Below are 21,144 nucleotides of genomic sequence, written 5' to 3'. Positions count from 1 at the left end.
TCGCTCAGCCCAATTGCGGCCCAAACTCCACCACCGGCATCTGTCGCTTCATCAGCACTTCACCGTTGCGAATCGAGTAGAGCGGCAGCCCCTGGCTGCGGATCACTTCGTAGTCGCTGTCCGCCGACAGGATCAACAGGTTCGCCGGGCGGCCGGGTTCCAGCCCGTAGCGTTCGCCCAGGGCCATGGCCTTGGCACTGTTGTCGGTGACCAGGTCGAGGGCGCTTTGCAGGTTGCGATAGCCAAGCATGTGGCAGATGTGCAAGCCGGCTTCGAGTACCCGCAGGATGTTGCCGTTGCCCAGGGGATACCACGGGTCGACGATGGAGTCCTGGCCGAAACACACGTTCATCCCGGCTTCCAGCAGTTCATTGACCCGGGTGACGCCGCGGCGTTTGGGGAAGGTGTCGAAGCGTCCCTGCAAGTGGATGCTTTCGGTGGGGCAGGAGACGAAGCTGATGCCCGAGTGCCCCAGCAGGCGAAACAGTTTGGCGCAGTAGGCGTTGTCGTAGGAACCCATGGCCGTGGTGTGGCTGGCGGTGACCCGGGCACCCATGTCGCGGCTGCGGGCTTCTTCGGCCAGCACTTCAAGGAAGCGTGAATGCGGGTCGTCGGTTTCGTCGCAATGCACGTCCACCAGGCAGCCGGTGCGTTCGGCCAGGTCCATCAGGAATTTCACCGAGCTGACACCCTGGTCGCGGGTGTATTCGAAGTGCGGAATACCGCCCACCACGTCGGCGCCCATGCGAATGGCTTCTTCCATCAGCTCGCGGCCGTTGCGGTAGGACTCGATGCCTTCCTGGGGAAACGCGACGATCTGCATGTCGATCAGATGACGGTTTTGCTCGCGCACTTCCAGCATGGCCTTGAGGGCGGTGAGTGCAGGGTCGGTGACGTCGACGTGGGTGCGCACGTGCTGGATGCCATGGGCGGCGAGGGCCTGGATGGTTTTCGTCGCGCGGGTCCGGGTGTCTTCTTCGGTGATGGTGGCCTTGCGCTCACCCCAGCACTCGATGCCTTCGAACAAGGTGCCGCTCATGTTCCAGCGCGGCTCGCCGGCGGTAAGGGTAGCGTCCAGGTGAATGTGCGGCTCGACGAAAGGGGGTACCACCAGGTTGCCGCCGGCATCGAGGTCCTGCGGGCCGAGGCTGGGGGCTTCGGTCTGGCGGGCGATGCTGGCAATCAGGCCGTTTTCCAGGTGCAGTTCATGCAAACCTTCGCGGTTGCGCAGGCGGGCGTTGATGATGTGCATCGGGCGAATCCTTTTTATAGGTCTTGGAGTGGCGCGTTGGTGGTCCGGGTACCCATGACGCCGATCAATAGCACATACGTTAGCGCGCCAGTGGCGATTCCTACCAGCGGTGCCACCCACGGCGAATTGAACGCCGCGACGGTGCCGAGCCCATAAGCCAGCAACCCCGGCCAGTTGAAGGCGGGCAGCCGTGCATCGGCCAGGCGTGGATAACGCCCGCGCCAGCGGAAGAAGAAATCCGCCATGATCACGCCGCCAATGGGCGGGATCACCGTACCCAGCAGGATCAGGTACGGTACCAGCATGTCGTACATGCCCAGCAGCGCCAGCAGGGTGCCGATCATGGCGCCGCCCAGGGTGACGGTCTTGCGCCGCCGGGTGCGCAGCAGGTTGCAACCGGCCACGGCGAAGTTGTAGATGGTGTTGTCCTGGGTGCTCCAGATGTTGAGCAGCAGCATCGCCATCGCTGCCATGGCGAAGCCCTGCAACAGCAGCACTTCAACCACGTCCGGCTGCTGGTAGACGATGGCCCCGTAAGCGCCAATCAACACCATCAGGCCATTGCCGAGAAAGAAACCCATCAGGCTCGCCAGCACCGCGACTTTCGCCGAGCGGGAAAACCGAGTCCAGTTGGTCGCCTGGGTGGCACCGCTGACGAAGGTGCCGAACACCAGCGTGATGGCGGTGGACCCATCGAGGCTGCCCGTGGGCACCACCGCCAACAGGCCCTCCAGACCACCGACTTTCACCGTCGCGACCCACATTGACAGCATCAGCAGCAACATCATGGCCGGCACGGCGATGTACGAAAGGATCTCCAACCCGCGATAACCGACGTAGGCCGTGGCGCAGAACCCCAGGCCGAACAGCACCATCAGCCCCAGCACGGCGCCTTCGCTCAACCCGAAGTATTTACCCAGCACCACCGCGGCGGTCGCCGTGCCCCAGGCGTACCAGCCGATCTGGGTGAACCCCAGGATCAGGTCGCTGAGCTTGCTGCCGACCTCACCAAAACAGAACCGGCCCATCAGCACCGAATTGAGCCCGCTCTTGAACGCGATGTAACCCAGCCCCGCGGCATAGAGCCCCAGCAGCAGGTTGCCGATCACGATCACGGTGAGCATCTCGGCAAAACCGAACGCGACTCCCAACTTGCCGCCGGCAAACATCGTGGCGGTGAAAAAGGTGAAACCCAGCAGCACCATGGCCGTGGAGGCCAGGCCCTTGCGGGCATGCATCGGGACTTCGCTCAACGGGTAATCGTTGCCTGGATCGTTCTGAGTCATGTGGCGGTCCTTGCGCAGGAGGGGAAATGTCGCAAGCGTGCAGCGGTCGTGCCAAGCGAATGATCGCGAGGTTATTTATAGACAATCCGGAGAAATGGGGACGGGCGGGGAGTGAAAGTGGTGCAGCGGTGATTCAAGTTGGAACACCGTTCGCATTACCCCTGTGGGAGCGAGCCTGCTCGCGATGGCGCCGGATCAGTCACATCCGTTTCAACTGATAGGCCGTCATCGCGAGCAGGCTCGCTCCCACAGGGGATTGGAATACTCAGAAAGGGCGAGGCAACGACAGGAATCGTAAGATCGCCGCCACAATGGCTTCCGGGGCGTCTTCCTGGACCAGATGCCCGGCGTTCGGCACCGGGTGGAATTGCGCGCCTGGAATCAGTGAGTGCAACGCCCGGCCGCGCTCGATGGGGATCCATTGGTCGTCCTCGCCCCACAGTATCTGTGTCGGGCAGCGCACGCTCGAATACAGGCTCTCTGCCTCGCGGGTGTAACGCTCGTCCATTTGCGCAATCTGCCGATAGAACGCGGCCTGGCCGGTCTCGCCGAGCCATGGCTGCACGTAGGGGGTCAGTTCTGCGTCCGGGATGTCCCGCTTGATCGCGCCGCGGATATACGTCGGCACGATGGCGCGCTGAATGTAATCGGGCAGGCCGCTGAAGGCTGCTTCGTGCTGTCGCACATGCTGGACGAAGGGTGAACCCCAGGGCGACAGCGCCACCGGATCGATCAGCGTCAGGCTGCGGTAGTTTTTGCCATTGAGCAGGTGCGTGCGCAGGGCGGTGGCGCCGCCAAAGTCGTGGGCCACCACGTCAGGGCAGTCCAGGCCCCAATGCTCCAGCAGTTGCGCGAGCAGGTGGTTCTGGATGCCGAGGGAGACATCGGCATCGGGTTGCGCAGATTGGCCATAACCCAACAGGTCAAAATAATGCACCCGATGGGTGGCGCTGAAGAGCGGGGCGATTCGATGCCACACGTAGGACGAAAAGGGCGTGCCATGGACGAATACCAATGGCGGGCCGTCACCGTGGATGGCGTAGCGAATGGCGTGTCCGTTGAAGGTGTATGCCTGATCCAGCGGCCAGTCGGTCATGGTCGATGCTCCACTGAAGGGGGTTCAGGGGATAGAGCATAGGCCAGTGCAGTTTTCCTGGGGAAACACATCTGTGGCGAGGGGACTTATCTGTGGAGAGGGGGGCTCTCTGTGGCGAGGGGATTTATCCCCGCTGGCGTGCGCAGCGCGCCCCAAAGATACGAAGCGAATCGACCTGACGCACTGATGTTGGATTTTGGGGCCGCTTCGCGGCCCAGCGGGGATAAATCCCCTCGCCACAAAAGTCTGTTCAAGGTTGGGACTGCGGGTTACTCGCCCCGATAGATGCAACCGCTGGTGCACGTCTCATGGATGCGGATGGCGCTGAGTTCCGGCAGCAATGGTTTGAGCTCGTTCCAGATCCACTTGGCGAGGACTTCGCTGGTGGGGTTTTCCAGGCCAGGAATGTCGTTGAGGTAGTTGTGGTCCAGACGCTCGTAAAGTGGCTTGAAGATCGCCTTGATTTCCGAGAAGTCGCGAATCCAGCCGGTGTGCGGGTCGATGTCGCCGCTCAGGTGAATCGCCACCTTGAACGAGTGGCCGTGCAGGCGGCCGCACTTGTGGCCGTCCGGTACGTGGGGCAGGCGGTGGGCGGATTCGAAGGTGAATTCTTTGAAGATTTCCACAGGTTCAGGCTCTTTAAGGTAGCGGTCGCGAGGCAGGCGGCGGAGTTTATCAGTTTGGCTCCGGCGTTGCGCGCTCATGCTGACTAAAGGGTCAGCAAACGCTCGCCCAGCCCACCGTTGGCCGCCAGCTCAAGGAACTCGTCACCCAGGCGGCGACTCTCGTCCATCGCCGTGCGCCAATAGGTGCGGCGGCTCGCGTCATCGCCCATGAAACGCTTGAAGTCGTTTCGGTCTGGCAGCTTGCCGTAGGGCAGGCGAGCCAGGTACTCACGGGATGGCGCCACCAACAGGACATCCTGCAGGCGCTCAACGTTACCCCGGCGCCATGGCAGGCTTTTGTCGAACCAGCCGGGAATGACCCGGTCGGTGAAATGGGGATACAGCACAATGTCTTCGCCGCTGTAGGGCAGGTCGAGGTGATAGTCCAGCAAGCCGCCGTCGCGGTAGGTACCGGCCCCGGCGCCCGGCAGGTCGCGCACCCCCTCCATTACCATCGGGATCGAGCCCGAGGCCAGCAACGCCTGGCGCAGATTGCCGGCCGCAAGCGGTACGAAGCGTGACGGAAAGTCGTTCAGGGGATGCAGCGGCGGTGCCAGGCGCGGGTCGTGGATGATCAGCCGTTCGAAATGCCGCGACAGCCGCGCGCGGCCCCGCAGGTTGTCGGCAATCACCGACGACAAGCCCAGGCCCAGCCGTCCGCGATGATCCTGCGCGAGCAAGCCGTGGCTTTTGACGACCATGATGTTGAGCCGGTAATGCGGGTTGGCGAGGATCGTCGCGTCGCGGCCTTCGAGCAGGTCGTCGAGCATGCGCTGCGAACTCTGGCTGACCCCGGCCATGGTCACGCCTTTGGCGAAACTTTGGCCGTTGTACAAAGTACCCAGGCGTCGGATGCCTTCGGCGGCATCCGGCAGGCAGGCGCTGGCGAAGCGCCAGGAGCCCACCGAGGCCCCGATCAACGAACGTTCCCGGGGGGCGGCGGGCAGCCATTCGCCAAACAGCGCCAGATCCAGCCCCTGGATGCCCAGGGCCTTGGGGCCACCGGCGGCGCCTGGCAGGATGCCAACGTCGGCCGCCTTGAGACCGGCTTCGCGAATCCGCGCCAGGGCACGGGGGCCGGCCTTGAGGGTGAGGGCGGGAAACTTGATGTGGATGGCGGTCATACCAGTCTCTTGGCGTGGGCAAACGACGGATTATAGCGACACAACCCCCTGTGGGAGCGAGCCTGCTCGCGATGGCGGCGTATCAGATTGCAATAAAGTGACTGACCCAACGCCATCGCGAGCAGGCACGCTTCCACAGGGCACGGTCGTTGATCTGTGTTCCATGATGGCAATTCAGTTTCAGTTAAGTTCCCCCGGCTACAGTCGCCCCGTGACGATTATAAAAAGGAGATAACCCTTGAACCGCCTGACTGCCTTTTTCATCGCAACGCTCATGGCCCTGGGCGCCAGCTTTGCTCACGCACGGGACCTCGGCCCCGACGAATCCCGAAAACTGCAAGACGCTGGTACCATTCAATCCTTTGAAAAACTCAACGCCGCCGCCTTGGCCAAACACCCTGGCGCCACCTTGACCGATACCGAGCTGGAAGAAAAGTACGGCAAGTTCATCTATCAGGTGGAGCTGCGCGATCCCCAGGGCGTTGAATGGGATATGGAATTGGACGCCGTTACCGGCAAGGTGCTCAAGAATCATCAGGATACTTAATGAAGCTTAATCTCTGCGCCCGCAGTCCATGGCCGCTGGTGCTGCTGGCGTTTTGTTCGGTGGTCATGGCGCGGGACCTGGACCAGGACGAGGCCCTGCAACTGCGCCAGCGGGGCGTGATACTGCCGCTGGAGCAGTTGCTGCAACAGGCGCTGGATCTGCACCCTGGCGCCAAGTTGCTGGAGGCCGAGCTGGAAGAGAAACACGGGGTCTATATTTATGAGGTCGAGCTGCTGGATACCGACGGCGTTGTGCGCGAATTGGACCTGGAGGCCACATCCGGCCGCTTGCTCAAAGATAAGGAAGACTGATGCGCCTGCTTCTGGTGGAAGATCACGTTCCCCTGGCCGATGAGTTGATGGCTGGGCTGACACGACAGGGCTACGCCGTCGACTGGCTCGCCGACGGTCGCGACGCGGTGTATCAGGGCAGCAGTGAACCCTATGACCTGATCATCCTCGACCTTGGCCTGCCAGGTGTGCCGGGGCTCGAGGTGCTGGCCCAATGGCGCGCTGGCGGCCTGAGTACTCCGGTGCTGATCCTTACCGCCCGCGGCTCCTGGGCTGAACGCATCGAGGGCCTCAAGGCCGGTGCCGACGATTATCTGACCAAACCCTTTCATCCTGAGGAACTGCACCTGCGGATCCAGGCGTTGCTGCGCCGCTCCCATGGCCAGGCCAACCAGCCGACGCTGCAGGCCGCCGGGCTGCATCTGGATGAGGGGCGGCAATGTGTGGTTCGCGACGGCGCGGACATCCAACTGACCGCCGCTGAGTTTCGCCTGCTGCGCTATTTCATGCTTCACCCCGAGCAGATCCTTTCCAAGAGCCATCTCGCCGAACATTTGTATGACGGTGAAACCGAGCGTGATTCCAATGTGCTGGAAGTCCACGTCAATCACCTGCGACGCAAGCTGGGCCGCAGCGTGATCGAAACCCGTCGCGGCCAGGGTTACCTGTTCGGCGGACAGGGCCGGTGAGGTCCATTCAGCGCCGGCTGAGCCTGGGCCTGATCGGTGTGATGGTGGTGGTCGGCCTGGTCCTGGCGCAGACCAGTCTGTGGCTGTTCGAGCTGGGACTGCAGCGCTATCTGGAAGCCGGGTTGCGCAACGACAGCGAAAGCCTGCTGGTGGCCCTGGCGCGTGGACCCCAGGGGCTGCAACTGGATGAGCGGCGTTTGTCGCCGGCCTATCTGCGGCCGTTCTCCGGGCATTATTTCCGCATCGATTTCGCCGACGTGCACTGGCGCTCCCGTTCCCTCTGGGACCAGGAACTGCCCCGGCTCGACCATCCGGGTCTGCACGCCAACCTGCAATTGGGGCCTGAAGGCCAGCAACTGCTGGTATTGCGCACCGACTATCGACGCCTGGGTCAGTCGATTTCCATCAGCGTGGCCCAGGACTACACCCCCGTGCGCGACAGTTTCCTGCGCATGCAACAGATTGGCCTCGGCCTCGGCCTGGCGGGGCTGTTGCTGATCCTGTTGTTGCAACGGTTCACGGTGCGCCGCGCCTTACGCCCGCTGGAGAAAGCCCGGGAACAGATCGCGCAGTTGCAGCGTGGGCAACGCTCGCAACTCGACGAGCAGGTGCCCCTTGAGCTGGAACCGCTGGTGGCGCAGATCAATCATCTGCTGGCCCACACCGAAGACAGTCTCAAGCGCTCGCGCAATGCCCTGGGTAATCTGGGCCATGCCTTGAAAACCCCGCTGGCGGTGTTGCAGAGCCTGGCCTCGAACGAAAAACTCGACCCATACCCCGAACTGCGCACGTTGCTGCTCGAACAACTGGAGCAGGTGCGACAGCGCCTGAACCGTGAGCTCAACCGTGCGCGACTGGCCGGTGATGCCTTGCCCGGCGCTCAGTTGGACTGCGATGCGGAACTGCCGGGGCTGCTGGCGACGCTGAACATGATCCACGGCGAGCATCTGCACCTGAGCTATGTCGCCGCGCCAGGGCAGCACCTGCCCTGGGATCGCGAAGACTTGCTGGAACTGCTGGGCAACCTGCTGGACAACGCCTGTAAATGGGCGGATGCCGAAGTGCGCCTGACCGTGACCGAGACGAGCGGGGCGTTCATCCTGGCGGTGGAAGACGACGGCCCGGGCATCCCCGAGGAGCGGCGCGACCAGGTCTTCAGCCGGGGCACGCGCCTGGACGAGCAGACCGACGGCCACGGCCTGGGACTCGGTATCGTGCGGGACATCGTCGACACCTGGGGCGGGACGCTGACCCTGCACGACAGCGAGTGGGGCGGGCTGAAAGTCCTGATCGAGCTGCCGCGGCGCTGATCGCGCCGAATTCCCTTGTGGGAGCGAGCCTGCTCGCGATGGCGTCGGGTCAGTCACCTTGATGCAATCTGATACACCGCCATCGCGAGCAGGCTCGCTCCCACAGGGGGGCTGTGGTGATTTTGAATATTGAAAACACCTCGAAACCCGCCGCATGGCCCTTGCAGCTTGGCGCCGCTTGCTGCAAAGTCCCCGCCTTTTTTCCGGTGGCTTTCCACCACTGCGCCTTGAGGTAACGATGATAAATGCAGTAATTGCCGCGGTTGGCATCATGCTGGTGCTCAGCCTGTCCCGCGTGCATGTGGTGATCGCGCTGATTATCGGCGCATTGGTGGGTGGCCTGACCGGCGGCCTGGGCATCGAGGCGACGCTCAAGGCGTTCAACGCGGGCCTTGGTGGCGGTGCGACGGTGGCGTTGTCCTACGCCTTGCTCGGCGCTTTCGCGGTGGCGATCGCCAAGTCCGGCATGGCCCACGCCCTGGCCGACAAGGCCCTGGCCCTGGTGGATCGCCAGGACGCCGTCGGTGGTTCCAGCATCAAGTGGGTGCTGATCGGCTTGCTGGGGGCGGTTGCTATCGCGTCCCAGAATATCCTGCCGATCCACATCGCTTTCATTCCGCTGCTGGTGCCGCCGCTGCTCTACGTGCTGACCAAGCTGCAACTGGATCGCCGGCTGATCGCCTGCGTCATGACCTTCGGCCTGATCACCCCTTACATGTTCTTGCCCGTGGGGTTTGGCAATATCTTCCTCAATGAGATCCTGCTCGCCAATATCGCCCGCAGCGGCGTGGATGTCAGCGGCATCAATGTCACCCACGCCATGGGCATCCCGGCGCTGGGCATGGTGTTCGGCTTGCTGCTGTCGTTGTTCAGCTACCGCAAGAAGCGTGTCTACGATCTGAAGAAAATCGCTCGGGTCGAGCAGGTGGCGGTGCGCTACAACCCGATGAGCCTGATGGTGGCGGGGCTCGCCGTGGCAGCGGCGTTCGCGATTCAGTTGCTGGTGGATTCGATGATCATCGGTGCCCTGGCCGGGTTCCTGATTTTCTCGCTGTCGGGAGTGGTGCGTTGGCGCGAGACCGACGACCTGTTTACTGAAGGCATGAAAATGATGGCGATGATCGGCTTCATCATGATCGCCGCCTCGGGGTTCGCCGAGGTCATGAAGGCCACCGGTGAAGTGCAGAGCCTGGTGGAAGCCTCGGCGGCCTGGATCGGCCACAACAAGGGTATCGGCGCGCTGATGATGCTGCTGGTGGGCCTGTTGGTGACCATGGGCATCGGCTCGTCGTTCTCCACTGTACCGATCCTGGCGACGATTTTCGTGCCGCTGTGCCTGCAACTGGGCTTCAGCCCGCTGGCGATCGTCTGCATCGTCGGCACCGCCGGTGCCCTGGGCGATGCGGGTTCGCCTGCCTCGGACTCGACCCTCGGCCCGACCTCCGGCCTGAACATCGATGGCCAGCACCACCATATCTGGGACACCGTGGTCCCGACCTTCATCCACTACAACCTGCCGTTACTGGCGTTTGGTTGGGTGGCGGCGATGGTGCTGTAGTCCGAAAACCGAGACGCTTCCATCGCGAGCAGGCTCGCTCCCACCTGGAATGCATTTCCCTGTGGGAGCGAGCCTGCTCGCGATTGCATTTGAGATTGCCCTACAGTTTTCCCCCCGCTTGCCGTTAATACAGCTAACCACGCCAATAACACCAACAAGGGTGACCAGCATGCGCCTGAGCCTGAAGGCTAAAGTTCTGTCCCTGGCAGTATTGCCGGTACTGTTGTCTGCGGCGATCATCAGTCTGACCACGGCCTTCATCCTGCAGGAGCAGGCCGATAAAGAGGTCCAGCAGACCCGCGAACGCTTGCTCAGCGACGCCAAGGCGACGCTGCAGAGCTACGTAGCGGTGGGCCTGACCGCCATCAAGCCGCTTTACGATGCGGCGGCTCCCGGTGATAACGCGGCGCGGGCCGAGGCCATCAAGCTGCTGTCGAGCATCAGTTACGGCAAGGACGGTTACTTCTTCGGCTACGACTCCGAAACCGTGCGCCTGTTCAAGGCCAACAGCCCCGACGGCGTGGGCAAGAGCTTCAAGGACAACCGCGACCCGAACGGGGTCTACGTCAATCGTGACCTGGTGAAAGTCGCCAAGGACGGGACCCACTACCTCGAATACAGCTCGCCACTGCCCAACAGCAAGGACCTGGTGCCCAAACTCGGTTACACCGAATACCTGTCCAAGTGGGACATGGCGGTCGGCAGTTCGGTCAACCTGGACGGCATCGAAGCCCAGGTGGCGTTGGTGGAAGCCAAGGTCCATGAGCGTGTACAAGGCGTGATATTGAGCATCATCGGCATCGCCGCCGTGGTGTTGCTGGTGATTGCGGTGGTGGGAGTGCTGCTGGCCAACACCATCCTGCGACCTTTGCACCTGATGAAAGACAACCTCGACGACATCGCGGCGGGCGAGGGCGACCTGACCCGGCGCCTGGCGATCACCAGCCAGGACGAACTCGGCCAACTGGCGGGCTCGTTCAACCGCTTCGTCGACAAGATCCATGGTCTGGTGCGGCAGATCACCGACATGACTTCGCAACTGACCGGGCTGGTGACGCAGGTCTCCGAGCAGGCCCAGCGCTCCGAGCAGGCCATGGAGCGCCAGCGCCACGAAACCGATCAGGTCGCCACGGCGATCAACGAGATGTCGTCCGCCGCCCAGGAAGTGGCCCGTAGCGCCCAGGGTGCCGCCGTGGCCGCCCAGCAGACCGACGAAGAAGGTCAGTCCGCCAAGCGGGTGGTGGCCGGCAGCATCCAGCAGATTCATGCGCTGGTGAACGACATCCGCAGCAGCGGCGTGTCCCTGGACAGCCTGCAACAGGATGTGGCCTCGATTGTCAGCGTACTCGGGGTGATCCGTTCGATTGCCGAGCAGACCAACCTGCTGGCCCTCAACGCGGCCATCGAGGCGGCGCGTGCCGGGGAAGCGGGGCGTGGTTTCGCAGTGGTGGCCGATGAAGTGCGGGCCCTGGCCAGTCGGACCCAGCAAAGCACCCAGGAGATCCAGGGCATGATCGATCGCCTGCAATCGGGTACTCATGCGGCGGTGGAGGCGATGCGTCGATCCAGTGAGGCGGGTGATGGTACGTCGGTTCGGGCCAACGAGGCGGGAGCGTCCCTGGACACGATGGCGCAGTTGATCGGCACCATCAACTCGATGAACGCCCAGATCGCCAGTGCCGCGGAAGAGCAGACCGCGGTGGCCGAGGAAATCAACCGCAGCGTGCACCAGATCGCTGTGGCAGTGGACAGCGTGGCCGATGAAACCCAACTCGGCGCCCAGACCTCCCGCAGCTTGAACGAGCTGGGCCAGCGCCTGGGCAAATTGGTCGGGCAGTTCCGCATCTGACGGCCAGGAGCTGCCGAAGGCTGCGATCTTCCGCTTCCGATCCAGATGTCTTCGCCTGGAGTACCAGGCCCTATCGGGAAAGGAGGATCGCAGCCTTCGGCAGTTTCTGTCGCGATCCATTGGTCAACACCCATCCCTGTTGGAATGGTGAGCCCGTTAAACATTCATGACTGACCCACCGCTATCGCGAGCAAGGGATCGGTGGTGACACGCAGGTATCAGATTAAGCCCGGACCCTGTGGGAGCGAGCCCGCTCGCGATAGCAGTGGTTCAGTTGGCAAGGATGCCAACTGCCAAGCCCGCCCGTCCTATGGCTTGCGCACATCCCGCATCAACAAGCCGAACCGCAGGTCCACCGCATCCGGTATCGGCACATACACCACATGCCCGTCTCCCGGCGCGACGGCGATGCTCTGACCTTTCACGTCCTGCAGTTGATGCAGGTCGAAGTGAAAATTGCCCTTGGGCGTCATCAGTTCCATGTGGTCGCCCAGCTCGAAGCGGTTCTTGACCCGCACTTCGGCCAGGCGTTCGCGCCGCTCGCCGGTGAGCTCGCCGACGAACTGCTGGCGCTCCGAGACTGAGCTGCCGTTCTGGTAGTTCTGATATTCATCATGCACATGCCGGCGCAGGAAGCCCTCGGTATAGCCGCGTTGGGCCAGTGATTCCAGGTCGGTCATCAGGCCAAGGTCGAATTTCCGGCCGGCCATGGCGTCATCGATCGCCCGGCGGTACACCTGGGTGGTGCGCGCGCAGTAGAAGTGCGATTTGGTCCGGCCTTCGATTTTCAGGGAGTGCACGCCCATGCGGGTCAACCGCTCCACATGCTGCACGGCCCGCAGATCCTTGGCGTTCATGATGTAGGTGCCATGCTCGTCCTCGAACGCCGGCATGGATTCGTCCGGACGATTGGCCTCCTGGAGCAGGAACACTTGGTCGGTGGGCGCGCCGAGGCCCAGGGTGGGTTCGGGTTGATAGCTCTGCACGATGTCGCCCACGGCGTTTTCCACCGCTGGCTGGGCCGAGTATTTCCAGCGACAGGCGTTGGTGCAGCTGCCTTGGTTGGCGTCGCGCCGATTCAGGTAGCCCGACAGCAGGCAGCGCCCGGAATAGGCCATGCACAGGGCCCCATGGACGAACACTTCCAGCTCCATGGCCGGCACTTGCTGACGGATTTCGGCGATCTCCTCCAGGGACAGTTCCCGGGAAAGAATGATCCGGCTCAGGCCCTGCTGCTGCCAGAACTCGACGCTCGCCCAGTTCACCGTGTTGGCCTGCACCGACAGATGAATCGGCATCCGCGGGAAATGCCGTCGCACCAGCATGATCAATCCCGGGTCGGACATGATCAGCGCATCGGGCGCCATGGCGATCACCGGTTCGAGGTCCTTGAGGAAGGTGCGCAGCTTGGCGTTGTGCGGCGCAATGTTCACCACCACGTAGAAGCGCTTGCCCATGGCCTGGGCTTCGCGGATGCCCAAGGCCAGGTTGGCATGATCGAATTCATTGTTGCGCACCCGCAGGCTGTAGCGCGGCTGGCCGGCGTAGACCGCATCGGCGCCGTAGGCGAAGGCGTAACGCATGTTTTTCAGGGTGCCGGCCGGGGCGAGCAGTTCGGGGGCTACGAGGGGCATGGTGGCGTCTGATCGCAAAAAGCGGCGAGGGTACGTCACGGTCGGCCTGGCGTTATTGATCTGGATCAATGGCGCCGGTGAACGCAACGGCACTCCTGCGAGTCCCGACGGACTAACACTTATCGAGCCTGGGACATGGAAAGCAAATGAACCGAAAGAGCCTGCAATACAAATCCCAGATGTTGCTGTTGATCCTGGTCAGCATCGCTTTCATCTGGATCTTGCTGCCGTTCTATGGCGCGGTGTTCTGGGCGATCATCCTCGGCATTGTCTTCGCGCCGATGCAACGTCGCCTGCAACTGAAATTCGGCTGGCCGCGCAACGTCACTGCGTTGTGCACGCTGGGCATCTGTGTGGTCATCGCAATCCTGCCGGTGATCGTCATCAGCACCTTGCTGGTCCAGGAAGGCACGGCGTTGTACAAGAGCCTGGAAAGCGGGGAACTGGACATTGCCGATTACCTGGCGCGGTTCAAGGACGCCTTGCCACCGTACTTCCAGCATCTGCTTGACCGCTTCGGCCTGGGCAACCTGAGTGGGTTGCGGGACAAGATCGTCAAGAGCGCCATGCAGGGCAGCGAGTTCTTCGCCACCCAGGCCTTCAGCTTCGGCCAGGGTACGTTTCAGTTCCTGGTCAGCTTCTCCGTCATGCTCTACCTGCTGTTCTTCTTCCTGCGCGATGGCGCGGAACTGGTGCGCAAGGTCCGCACGGCCGTTCCCTTGGCGGAATACCAGAAGCGTCGTCTGCAATTGAAGTTCAATCGGGTCGTCCGGGCGACCGTCAAGGGCAACCTGTTGGTCGCGATCACCCAAGGGGCGCTGGGCGGATTGATCTTCTGGATCCTGGGGATTCCGACGGTGTTGCCCTGGGCCGTGTTGATGACCCTCCTGTCGCTGTTGCCGGCGGTGGGGGCGGGCATCGTCTGGGCGCCGGTGGCTGTGTACTTCCTGCTCTCCGGGGCGATCTGGCAAGGCGTTGTGCTAACGCTGTTCGGCGTGTTCGTGATCGGCCTGGTGGATAATCTCCTGCGCCCGATCCTGGTGGGCAAGGACACCAAGATGCCTGACTACATGGTGCTCGTCTCGACGCTGGGCGGCCTGGCGGTGTTCGGGCTGAACGGGTTCGTGATCGGGCCGCTCATTGCCGCTCTGTTCATTTCCTGTTGGGCCTTGTTTGTCGAAAGTGCGCCCCGGGTGAAATTGCCCTAACTGCGCCTATCAGGCGCTCAGCATGTAAGTGCCGATGCGCTGCGACAAGGCCTGGGCGGCGGGCAGGGAAGTCAGCGGGCCGCTGATGGTCACGCCGTCCTGGACCAGGTACCAGCAAGCCAACAGGCCACGTTCACGGAGTGCGGCGGGGACGGCGCTGCCAATGACAGACATGATTTGAATGTTGAGCATGGGAACCTCCATCTATCGATGGGGTTACCTTACGACTCAGCCGGCAAGGGGGAAAATCAACTGCTTCAATAGTAGGAATCGATGCCGCTCAATCGACGACCAGATCGAGCATATGCACCACTTCCCGTTCATTGAGCACGCCCTTGCGCACCAGGTTTTCCGTCAACAACGAAAGGAACTTGGCAGTGCGGTGGCCTTCCAGGTGCTTGAGCTCGGTCAGCACGTTGTACACCTTGCCAGAGGTGCACAGGCCGACGATGCGGTGGGGATTTTGCGTGGGCATACCTTCGTCCTTGTTGTTATGAAGCTGTTGTTGACGGACAGGGCCAGCTTGCGGCACGGCCATGACGCTCATGTGACAGCTCGGGTTGAAGAAAAACAAAGCAGGATTCAGACCATAATGCCTTTTTGGCGCCGGAATATTGTTCCGGTAGCGACGCTGGTGGGCCTTATATGGCCTCCAGCACGTTTTTCGCCCACAAAAAAGCCCCTGGATCTCTCGATCCAGGGGCTTTTGATCTTGCTGTCTGGCTCCACGACCTGGACTCGAACCAGGGACCCAGTGATTAACAGTCACTTGCTCTACCAACTGAGCTATCGCGGAATGACGCGTATGTTACTGATTGGAAAAGAGAAGTCAAGCTTTTGGATGGTGGGCGGTGTGTTTAAGTGGTCGTGGGCTTCCCTCAAACACTTGTTACCGCTTCACACAAGTAAGGATCATGCCGCAAAAAACGACTGTGGGAGCGAGCCTGCTCGCGATGGCGGCGAATCATTCAACATCAATGTTGGATGACCCTCCGCCATCGCGAGCAGGCTCGCTCCCACAGGTTTTATGCGGGTTTTCAGATCACCTGAACAATCGCCTTGGTCACCGCATCGATGTTGTTCTGGTTCAGCGCGGCCACGCAGATGCGGCCGGTGTCCAGGGCATAGATGCCGAACTCGTTGCGCAGGCGCGTCACTTGTTCAACGGTCAGGCCTGAATAGGAGAACATCCCACGCTGGCGTGCGACGAAGCTGAAATCCCGGTGTGGAGCGGCCTTGGCCAGCATGTCCACCATCTGGTTGCGCATGCCACGGATCCGCAAGCGCATTTCCGCCAGTTCGGCTTCCCACTGGGCCCGCAGCTCGGGGCTGTTGAGCACGGCGGCAACGATGCTGGCGCCATGGGTCGGCGGGTTGGAGTAGTTGGTGCGGATCACGCGCTTGACCTGGGACAGCACGCGAGCACTTTCTTCCTTCGATTCGCTGACGATCGACAGGGCGCCGACGCGCTCGCCGTACAGGGAGAACGACTTGGAGAACGAGCTGGACGCAAAGAAGGTCAGGCCCGATTCGGCGAACAGGCGCACGGCCGCGGCGTCTTCGTCGATGCCATCGCCAAAGCCCTGGTAAGCCATGTCCAGGAACGGCACATGGTTCTTGGCCTTGACCACGGCCAGGACGTTTTTCCAGTCCTCGGGGCTCAGGTCCACGCCGGTCGGGTTATGGCAGCAGGCGTGCAGCACAACGATCGAGCGGTCGGGCAGGGCGTTGAGGTCTTCCAGCAGGCCGGTACGGTTCACGTCGTGGGTGGCGGCGTCGTAGTAGCGGTAGTTCTGCACCGGGAAACCAGCGGTTTCGAACAGGGCGCGGTGGTTTTCCCAGCTCGGGTCGCTGATGGCCACGACGGCGTCAGGCAGCAATTGCTTGAGGAAGTCGGCGCCGATCTTCAGTGCGCCGGTGCCGCCCACGGCCTGGGTGGTGATCACGCGGCCGGAGGCGATCAGTGGCGAGTCCTTGCCGAACAGCAGGGTCTGGACCGCCTGGTCATAGGCCGCGATGCCGTCGATGGGCAGGTAGCCACGGGAAACGTGCTGAGCCACGCGAATCGTCTCGGCTTCGACAACGGCGCGCAGAAGCGGAATGCGCCCCTCTTCATTGCAGTAAACACCCACGCCCAGGTTGACCTTATCGGTACGGGTGTCAGCGTTGAATGCTTCGTTGAGGCCCAGGATTGGGTCGCGGGGTGCCAATTCGACAGCGGAAAACAGGCTCATTAGTGCGCGGCTCTGAATGGAGTGTGAGGGGACGTGTGGCGCTCCAGCCGGATGCACTAGAGCGGTGCACAAACGGGGAGCTAGTATAGAGGCCATCACCGGACAGGGCGACAGGCGATTCGGTTTTTACGGTAAGTATTTTCGATTTTTTTCGACCGTTAGTCCCTTTGGCGCGTCAAAGACTCCAAGGCGTGTAGGACGTCCGTCTTGAAAGCGAAGGCATTCACCTCCACATTGTCTGCATTCCAGTTTTTTCCTCGGACGACATCAGTCGTTTCGGTCTTCTTCATTCCCGTCGCCTGGCCGACAGGCGTGAACCCAGGGGTTATGTTATGTCTGAATTCCAGCTAGTCACCCGATTCAAGCCCGCTGGCGACCAGCCGGAAGCCATCCGCCTGATGGTCGAAGGCATCGAGGCGGGGCTGGCCCACCAGACGTTGCTCGGTGTGACGGGTTCAGGCAAGACCTTCAGCATCGCCAACGTGATCGCCCAGGTGCAGCGCCCGACCCTGGTGCTGGCACCGAACAAGACCCTGGCGGCGCAGCTGTATGGTGAGTTCAAGGCGTTCTTCCCGAACAACGCGGTGGAGTATTTCGTCTCGTACTACGACTATTACCAGCCGGAAGCCTACGTGCCGTCGTCGGACACCTTCATCGAGAAGGATGCCTCGATCAACGATCACATCGAACAGATGCGGCTGTCGGCGACCAAGGCATTGCTTGAGCGCAAGGATGCGATCATCGTCACCACGGTGTCGTGCATCTATGGCCTGGGCAGCCCGGAAACGTACCTGAAGATGGTGCTGCACGTGGATCGCGGTGACAAACTCGACCAGCGTGCCTTGCTGCGCCGCCTCGCGGACCTGCAATACACCCGCAACGACATGGACTTCGCCCGGGCGACGTTCCGGGTGCGCGGCGATGTAATCGACATCTACCCGGCGGAATCCGACCTGGAGGCGATCCGCATCGAGCTGTTCGATGACGAGGTGGAGAGCATTTCGGCGTTCGACCCGCTGACCGGCGAGGTGATCCGCAAGCTGCCGCGCTTCACCTTCTACCCCAAGAGCCATTACGTCACGCCGCGGGAAACCCTGCTGGATGCCATTGACGGGATCAAGGCCGAGCTCCAGGAGCGCCTGGAGTACCTGCGCTCGAACAACAAGCTGGTGGAAGCCCAGCGCCTGGAGCAGCGGACCCGGTTCGACCTGGAGATGATCCTTGAGCTGGGCTACTGCAACGGCATCGAAAACTACTCGCGCTACCTGTCGGGCCGCCCGGCGGGGGCGCCACCACCGACCTTGTACGACTATCTGCCGGCCGACGCCTTGCTGGTGATCGACGAATCCCACGTCAGCGTGCCCCAGGTCGGCGCGATGTACAAAGGCGACCGGTCCCGCAAGGAAACCCTGGTGGAATACGGTTTCCGCCTCCCTTCGGCGCTGGATAACCGGCCGATGCGCTTCGATGAATGGGAAAGCGTGAGTCCGCAGACCATCTTCGTCTCGGCCACTCCCGGCAACTACGAGGCCGAGCACGCCGGCCGCGTGGTCGAGCAGGTGGTGCGCCCGACCGGCTTGGTGGACCCGCAGGTCGAAGTGCGCCCGGCGCTGACCCAGGTCGACGACCTGCTGTCGGAAATCAACAAGCGCGTGGCCATCGACGAGCGGGTCCTGGTGACCACCCTGACCAAGCGCATGGCCGAGGACCTTACCGATTACCTGGCCGACCATGGCGTGCGTGTGCGGTACCTGCACTCGGACATCGACACAGTGGAGCGGGTCGAGATCATCCGCGACCTGCGCCTGGGCACCTTCGACGTGGTGGTGGGCATCAACCTGCTGCGCGAAGGCCTGGACATGCCGGAAGTGTCGTTGGTGGCGATCCTCGACGCCGACAAGGAAGGGTTCCTGCGTTCCGAGCGTTCGCTGATCCAGACCATCGGTCGGGCGGCGCGTAACCTCAACGGTCGGGCGATCCTGTATGCCGACCGCATCACCGGCTCCATGGAGCGGGCCATCGGCGAGACCGAGCGCCGTCGTGACAAGCAGATCGCCTTCAACCTGGCCAACGGCATCACGCCCAAGGGGGTGTTCAAGGACGTGGCCGACATCATGGAAGGTGCCACCGTGCCTGGTTCGCGCAGCAAGAAGCGCAAGGGCATGGCCAAGGCCGCCGAAGAAAGTGCCCGCTACGAAGCGGAACTGCGCTCACCGAGCGAAATCACCAAGCGCATCCGTCAGTTGGAAGAGAAGATGTACCAACTGGCACGAGACCTGGAGTTCGAGGCGGCGGCGCAGTTGCGGGACGAGATTGGCAAGTTGCGCGAGCGTTTGCTCACTGTCTGAGTTTTGCAGTGGCCTTAAGGGCCTTATCGCGAGCAGGCTCGCTCCCACAGGGATTTGTGAACGCCACAAGTCCAGTGTGGGAGCGAGCCTGCTCGCGATTGAGGACGACGCGGTCTGACAGATGCACAAATCCCTTTGACTGGAGCCCGCCTACCATCGCCTGCTACCATTCGCCTCTTGTTTGATCTTCGCTTTTACCTTCTTTCCGAGACATGCCATGACCACCGTCCGTACCCGCATCGCGCCTTCGCCCACTGGCGATCCCCATGTCGGCACCGCTTACATCGCTTTGTTCAACTATTGCTTTGCCAAGCAGCACGGCGGTGAGTTCATCCTGCGGATCGAGGACACCGACCAGTTGCGTTCGACGCGCGAGTCCGAACAGCAGATTTTCGACGCCCTGCGCTGGCTCGGCATCGACTGGAGTGAGGGCCCGGACGTTGGCGGGCCGCACGGCCCGTATCGGCAGAGCGAGCGTGGCGATATCTACAAGCAGTATTGCCAGCAACTGGTGGACATGGGGCACGCGTTCCCATGCTTCTGCACCGCTGAAGAGCTTGACCAGATGCGCGCCGAGCAGATGGCTCGTGGCGAAACCCCACGCTACGACGGCCGCGCGTTGCTGCTGTCCAAGGAAGAAGTCGCCCGTCGCCTGGCCGCTGGCGAACCCCATGTGATCCGCATGAAGGTGCCGAGCGAAGGCGTCTGCGTGGTGCCGGACATGCTGCGTGGCGATGTCGAGATCCCGTGGGATCGCATGGACATGCAGGTGCTGATGAAGACCGACGGCTTGCCGACGTACTTCCTGGCGAACGTGGTCGACGATCACCTGATGGGCATCACCCATGTACTGCGTGGTGAAGAGTGGCTGCCATCGGCGCCAAAACTGATCCTGCTCTACGAATACTTCGGTTGGGAGCAACCGCAGTTGTGCTACATGCCGCTGCTGCGTAACCCGGACAAGAGCAAACTGTCCAAGCGCAAGAACCCGACCTCGGTGACGTTCTACGAGCGCATGGGCTTCATGCCCGAGGCGATGCTCAACTACCTGGGCCGCATGGGCTGGTCGATGCCGGACGAGCGCGAGAAGTTCTCGCTGCAGGAAATGGTCGAGCATTTCGACCTGTCGCGGGTGTCCCTGGGCGGTCCGATCTTCGATATCGAGAAGCTGTCCTGGCTCAACGGCCAGTGGCTGCGCGACCTGCCGGTGGAAGAGTTCGCCGCACGCGTGCAGAAGTGGGCATTGAACCCCGAGTACATGATGAAGATCGCTCCCCACGTGCAGGGCAGGGTGGAGACGTTCAGCCAGATCGCGCCGCTGGCCGGCTTCTTCTTTGCCGGCGGCGTGACGCCGGATGCGAAGCTGTTCGAGTCCAAGAAGCTCTCGGGCGATCAGGTGCGCCAGCTGATGCAACTGATCCTGTGGAAGCTCGAAAGCCTGCGCCAATGGGAAAAGGACAGCATCACCGCGACTATCCAGGCGGTGGTCGAATCCCTGGAGCTGAAATTGCGTGACGCCATGCCGCTGATGTTCGCCGCCATTACCGGCCAGGCCAGCTCGGTGTCGGTGCTTGATGCGATGGAAATCCTGGGGCCGGACCTGACCCGCTTCCGCCTGCGCCAGGCCATCGATCTGCTCGGTGGCGTGTCGAAGAAGGAAAACAAGGAGTGGGAAAAACTGCTGGGCGCGATTGCCTAAGCGGTCGTTAGGGCAGGGCATACCCCGGTTTTCCGGGGTTTGTCGGTAAGTGGTTGTTATCCCGGCAAAAAATTTTCAAATTTGTTGAAAATAAATTTGACAGCCCTCCGATACGCCCTTAAGATTCGCCCCGTCCTCAGCGATGAGGGGCTATAGCTCAGCTGGGAGAGCGCTTGCATGGCATGCAAGAGGTCGACGGTTCGATCCCGTCTAGCTCCACCAATTTACACTTCAAGGCCTGGCCACACCGGCCTTGAAGCGATCAACACTCAGCGTTGATCAGCAGTTAGAAGGGTTTGCGTCCCCTTCGTCTAGTGGCCTAGGACACCGCCCTTTCACGGCGGTAACAGGGGTT

18 protein-coding genes, 2 tRNA genes and 1 pseudogene are annotated in these 21,144 nt (G+C 62.0%); 11 read left to right on the top strand and 10 right to left on the bottom strand.

Annotated features, from left to right (window positions below; all coding sequences use genetic code 11):
• Nucleotides 1-4: 4 nt before the first annotated feature.
• The 5 genes from codA to ACODTO_RS25080 all read right to left on the bottom strand — a co-directional run bounded on the left by codA (nucleotide 5) and on the right by ACODTO_RS25080 (nucleotide 5,423).
• Nucleotides 5-1,252, bottom strand: coding sequence for a cytosine deaminase (gene codA / locus ACODTO_RS25100; protein WP_139644645.1), 1,248 nt, complete (start codon nucleotides 1,250-1,252; stop codon nucleotides 5-7).
• 14 nt (nucleotides 1,253-1,266) lie between these two features.
• Nucleotides 1,267-2,538 carry a cytosine permease gene (codB, locus tag ACODTO_RS25095; protein ID WP_175363722.1) on the bottom strand — a complete coding sequence of 424 codons (1,272 nt, stop codon included), beginning with the start codon at nucleotides 2,536-2,538 and terminating at the stop codon, nucleotides 1,267-1,269.
• Nucleotides 2,539-2,803: 265 nt separating this feature from the next.
• Nucleotides 2,804-3,634, bottom strand: a complete 831-nt coding sequence (locus ACODTO_RS25090) for an alpha/beta fold hydrolase (RefSeq protein ID WP_489107224.1) — start codon at nucleotides 3,632-3,634, stop codon at nucleotides 2,804-2,806.
• A 269-nt stretch (nucleotides 3,635-3,903) separates the two neighbouring features.
• On the bottom strand, nucleotides 3,904-4,260 hold the full coding sequence (gene queD, locus ACODTO_RS25085; protein ID WP_047700553.1) for a 6-carboxytetrahydropterin synthase QueD: 357 nt from the start codon (nucleotides 4,258-4,260) through the stop codon (nucleotides 3,904-3,906).
• An 83-nt stretch (nucleotides 4,261-4,343) separates the two neighbouring features.
• Nucleotides 4,344-5,423, bottom strand: a complete 1,080-nt coding sequence (locus ACODTO_RS25080) for a patatin-like phospholipase family protein (RefSeq protein ID WP_139644639.1) — start codon at nucleotides 5,421-5,423, stop codon at nucleotides 4,344-4,346.
• A 238-nt stretch (nucleotides 5,424-5,661) separates the two neighbouring features.
• On the opposite strand from ACODTO_RS25080, the gene ACODTO_RS25075 reads away from it, so the two are divergent.
• The 7 genes and pseudogenes from ACODTO_RS25075 to ACODTO_RS25045 all read left to right on the top strand — a co-directional run bounded on the left by ACODTO_RS25075 (nucleotide 5,662) and on the right by ACODTO_RS25045 (nucleotide 11,666).
• Nucleotides 5,662-5,970: a PepSY domain-containing protein gene (locus tag ACODTO_RS25075; protein WP_489107223.1), complete on the top strand. Its 309-nt coding sequence runs from the start codon at nucleotides 5,662-5,664 to the stop codon at nucleotides 5,968-5,970.
• On the top strand, nucleotides 5,970-6,281 hold the full coding sequence (locus ACODTO_RS25070) for a PepSY domain-containing protein (RefSeq protein WP_139644635.1): 312 nt from the start codon (nucleotides 5,970-5,972) through the stop codon (nucleotides 6,279-6,281). The genes ACODTO_RS25075 and ACODTO_RS25070 overlap by 1 nt, the downstream gene beginning before the upstream one ends.
• Nucleotides 6,281-6,949, top strand: coding sequence for a response regulator transcription factor (locus ACODTO_RS25065; protein WP_139644633.1), 669 nt, complete (start codon nucleotides 6,281-6,283; stop codon nucleotides 6,947-6,949). The genes ACODTO_RS25070 and ACODTO_RS25065 overlap by 1 nt, the downstream gene beginning before the upstream one ends.
• Nucleotides 6,946-8,259 (top strand): sensor histidine kinase, encoded by a 1,314-nt coding sequence (locus ACODTO_RS25060; RefSeq protein ID WP_139644631.1) that lies wholly within the window; start codon nucleotides 6,946-6,948, stop codon nucleotides 8,257-8,259. Before ACODTO_RS25065 ends, ACODTO_RS25060 begins: the two co-directional genes overlap by 4 nt.
• Nucleotides 8,260-8,500: 241 nt before the next feature.
• Entirely contained in the window at nucleotides 8,501-9,817 is a 1,317-nt protein-coding gene (locus ACODTO_RS25055; protein ID WP_489107235.1) for a Na+/H+ antiporter family protein, read from the top strand.
• Nucleotides 9,717-10,760: pseudogene (locus tag ACODTO_RS25050) on the top strand (cache domain-containing protein); the annotation flags it as partial. The gene ACODTO_RS25055 and the pseudogene ACODTO_RS25050, both read left to right, overlap by 101 nt.
• Before the next feature lie 84 nt (nucleotides 10,761-10,844).
• A complete protein-coding gene (locus ACODTO_RS25045) occupies nucleotides 10,845-11,666 on the top strand; it encodes a methyl-accepting chemotaxis protein (protein ID WP_373682455.1) in 822 nt (273 codons plus the stop codon).
• Nucleotides 11,667-11,974: 308 nt separating this feature from the next.
• On the opposite strand, the gene trhP is transcribed toward ACODTO_RS25045, so the two are convergent.
• Nucleotides 11,975-13,300, bottom strand: coding sequence for a prephenate-dependent tRNA uridine(34) hydroxylase TrhP (trhP, locus tag ACODTO_RS25040; protein ID WP_139644625.1), 1,326 nt, complete (start codon nucleotides 13,298-13,300; stop codon nucleotides 11,975-11,977).
• A 146-nt stretch (nucleotides 13,301-13,446) separates the two neighbouring features.
• Here trhP and ACODTO_RS25035 point away from each other — a divergent pair, with 146 nt between their 5' ends.
• Nucleotides 13,447-14,508 carry an AI-2E family transporter gene (locus ACODTO_RS25035; RefSeq protein ID WP_139644623.1) on the top strand — a complete coding sequence of 354 codons (1,062 nt, stop codon included), beginning with the start codon at nucleotides 13,447-13,449 and terminating at the stop codon, nucleotides 14,506-14,508.
• A 9-nt stretch (nucleotides 14,509-14,517) separates the two neighbouring features.
• On the opposite strand, the gene ACODTO_RS25030 is transcribed toward ACODTO_RS25035, so the two are convergent.
• From ACODTO_RS25030 to ACODTO_RS25015, 4 genes are all read right to left on the bottom strand, one after another.
• Nucleotides 14,518-14,700, bottom strand: a complete 183-nt coding sequence (locus tag ACODTO_RS25030) for a hypothetical protein (protein ID WP_024776482.1) — start codon at nucleotides 14,698-14,700, stop codon at nucleotides 14,518-14,520.
• A gap of 88 nt (nucleotides 14,701-14,788) precedes the next feature.
• Nucleotides 14,789-14,983, bottom strand: a complete 195-nt coding sequence (locus ACODTO_RS25025) for a hypothetical protein (protein WP_024776483.1) — start codon at nucleotides 14,981-14,983, stop codon at nucleotides 14,789-14,791.
• A 245-nt stretch (nucleotides 14,984-15,228) separates the two neighbouring features.
• Nucleotides 15,229-15,304 (bottom strand) — tRNA-Asn (locus ACODTO_RS25020).
• A 241-nt stretch (nucleotides 15,305-15,545) separates the two neighbouring features.
• Entirely contained in the window at nucleotides 15,546-16,742 is a 1,197-nt protein-coding gene (locus ACODTO_RS25015; protein WP_258625724.1) for an amino acid aminotransferase, read from the bottom strand.
• 332 nt (nucleotides 16,743-17,074) lie between these two features.
• Here ACODTO_RS25015 and uvrB point away from each other — a divergent pair, with 332 nt between their 5' ends.
• The 3 genes from uvrB to ACODTO_RS25000 all read left to right on the top strand — a co-directional run bounded on the left by uvrB (nucleotide 17,075) and on the right by ACODTO_RS25000 (nucleotide 21,011).
• Nucleotides 17,075-19,090 carry an excinuclease ABC subunit UvrB gene (uvrB, locus tag ACODTO_RS25010; protein ID WP_041023764.1) on the top strand — a complete coding sequence of 672 codons (2,016 nt, stop codon included), beginning with the start codon at nucleotides 17,075-17,077 and terminating at the stop codon, nucleotides 19,088-19,090.
• A gap of 217 nt (nucleotides 19,091-19,307) precedes the next feature.
• On the top strand, nucleotides 19,308-20,789 hold the full coding sequence (gene gltX / locus ACODTO_RS25005) for a glutamate--tRNA ligase (protein ID WP_041023763.1): 1,482 nt from the start codon (nucleotides 19,308-19,310) through the stop codon (nucleotides 20,787-20,789).
• Between the two features lie 146 nt (nucleotides 20,790-20,935).
• Nucleotides 20,936-21,011: transfer RNA gene (locus ACODTO_RS25000), tRNA-Ala, on the top strand.
• Nucleotides 21,012-21,144 lie beyond the last annotated feature (133 nt).

The sequence above is a fragment of the Pseudomonas sp. FG13 genome (assembly GCF_057809755.1).
Note: the sequence above shows the minus strand (reverse complement) of the source record. Positions and strands in the feature narration are given on the sequence as shown.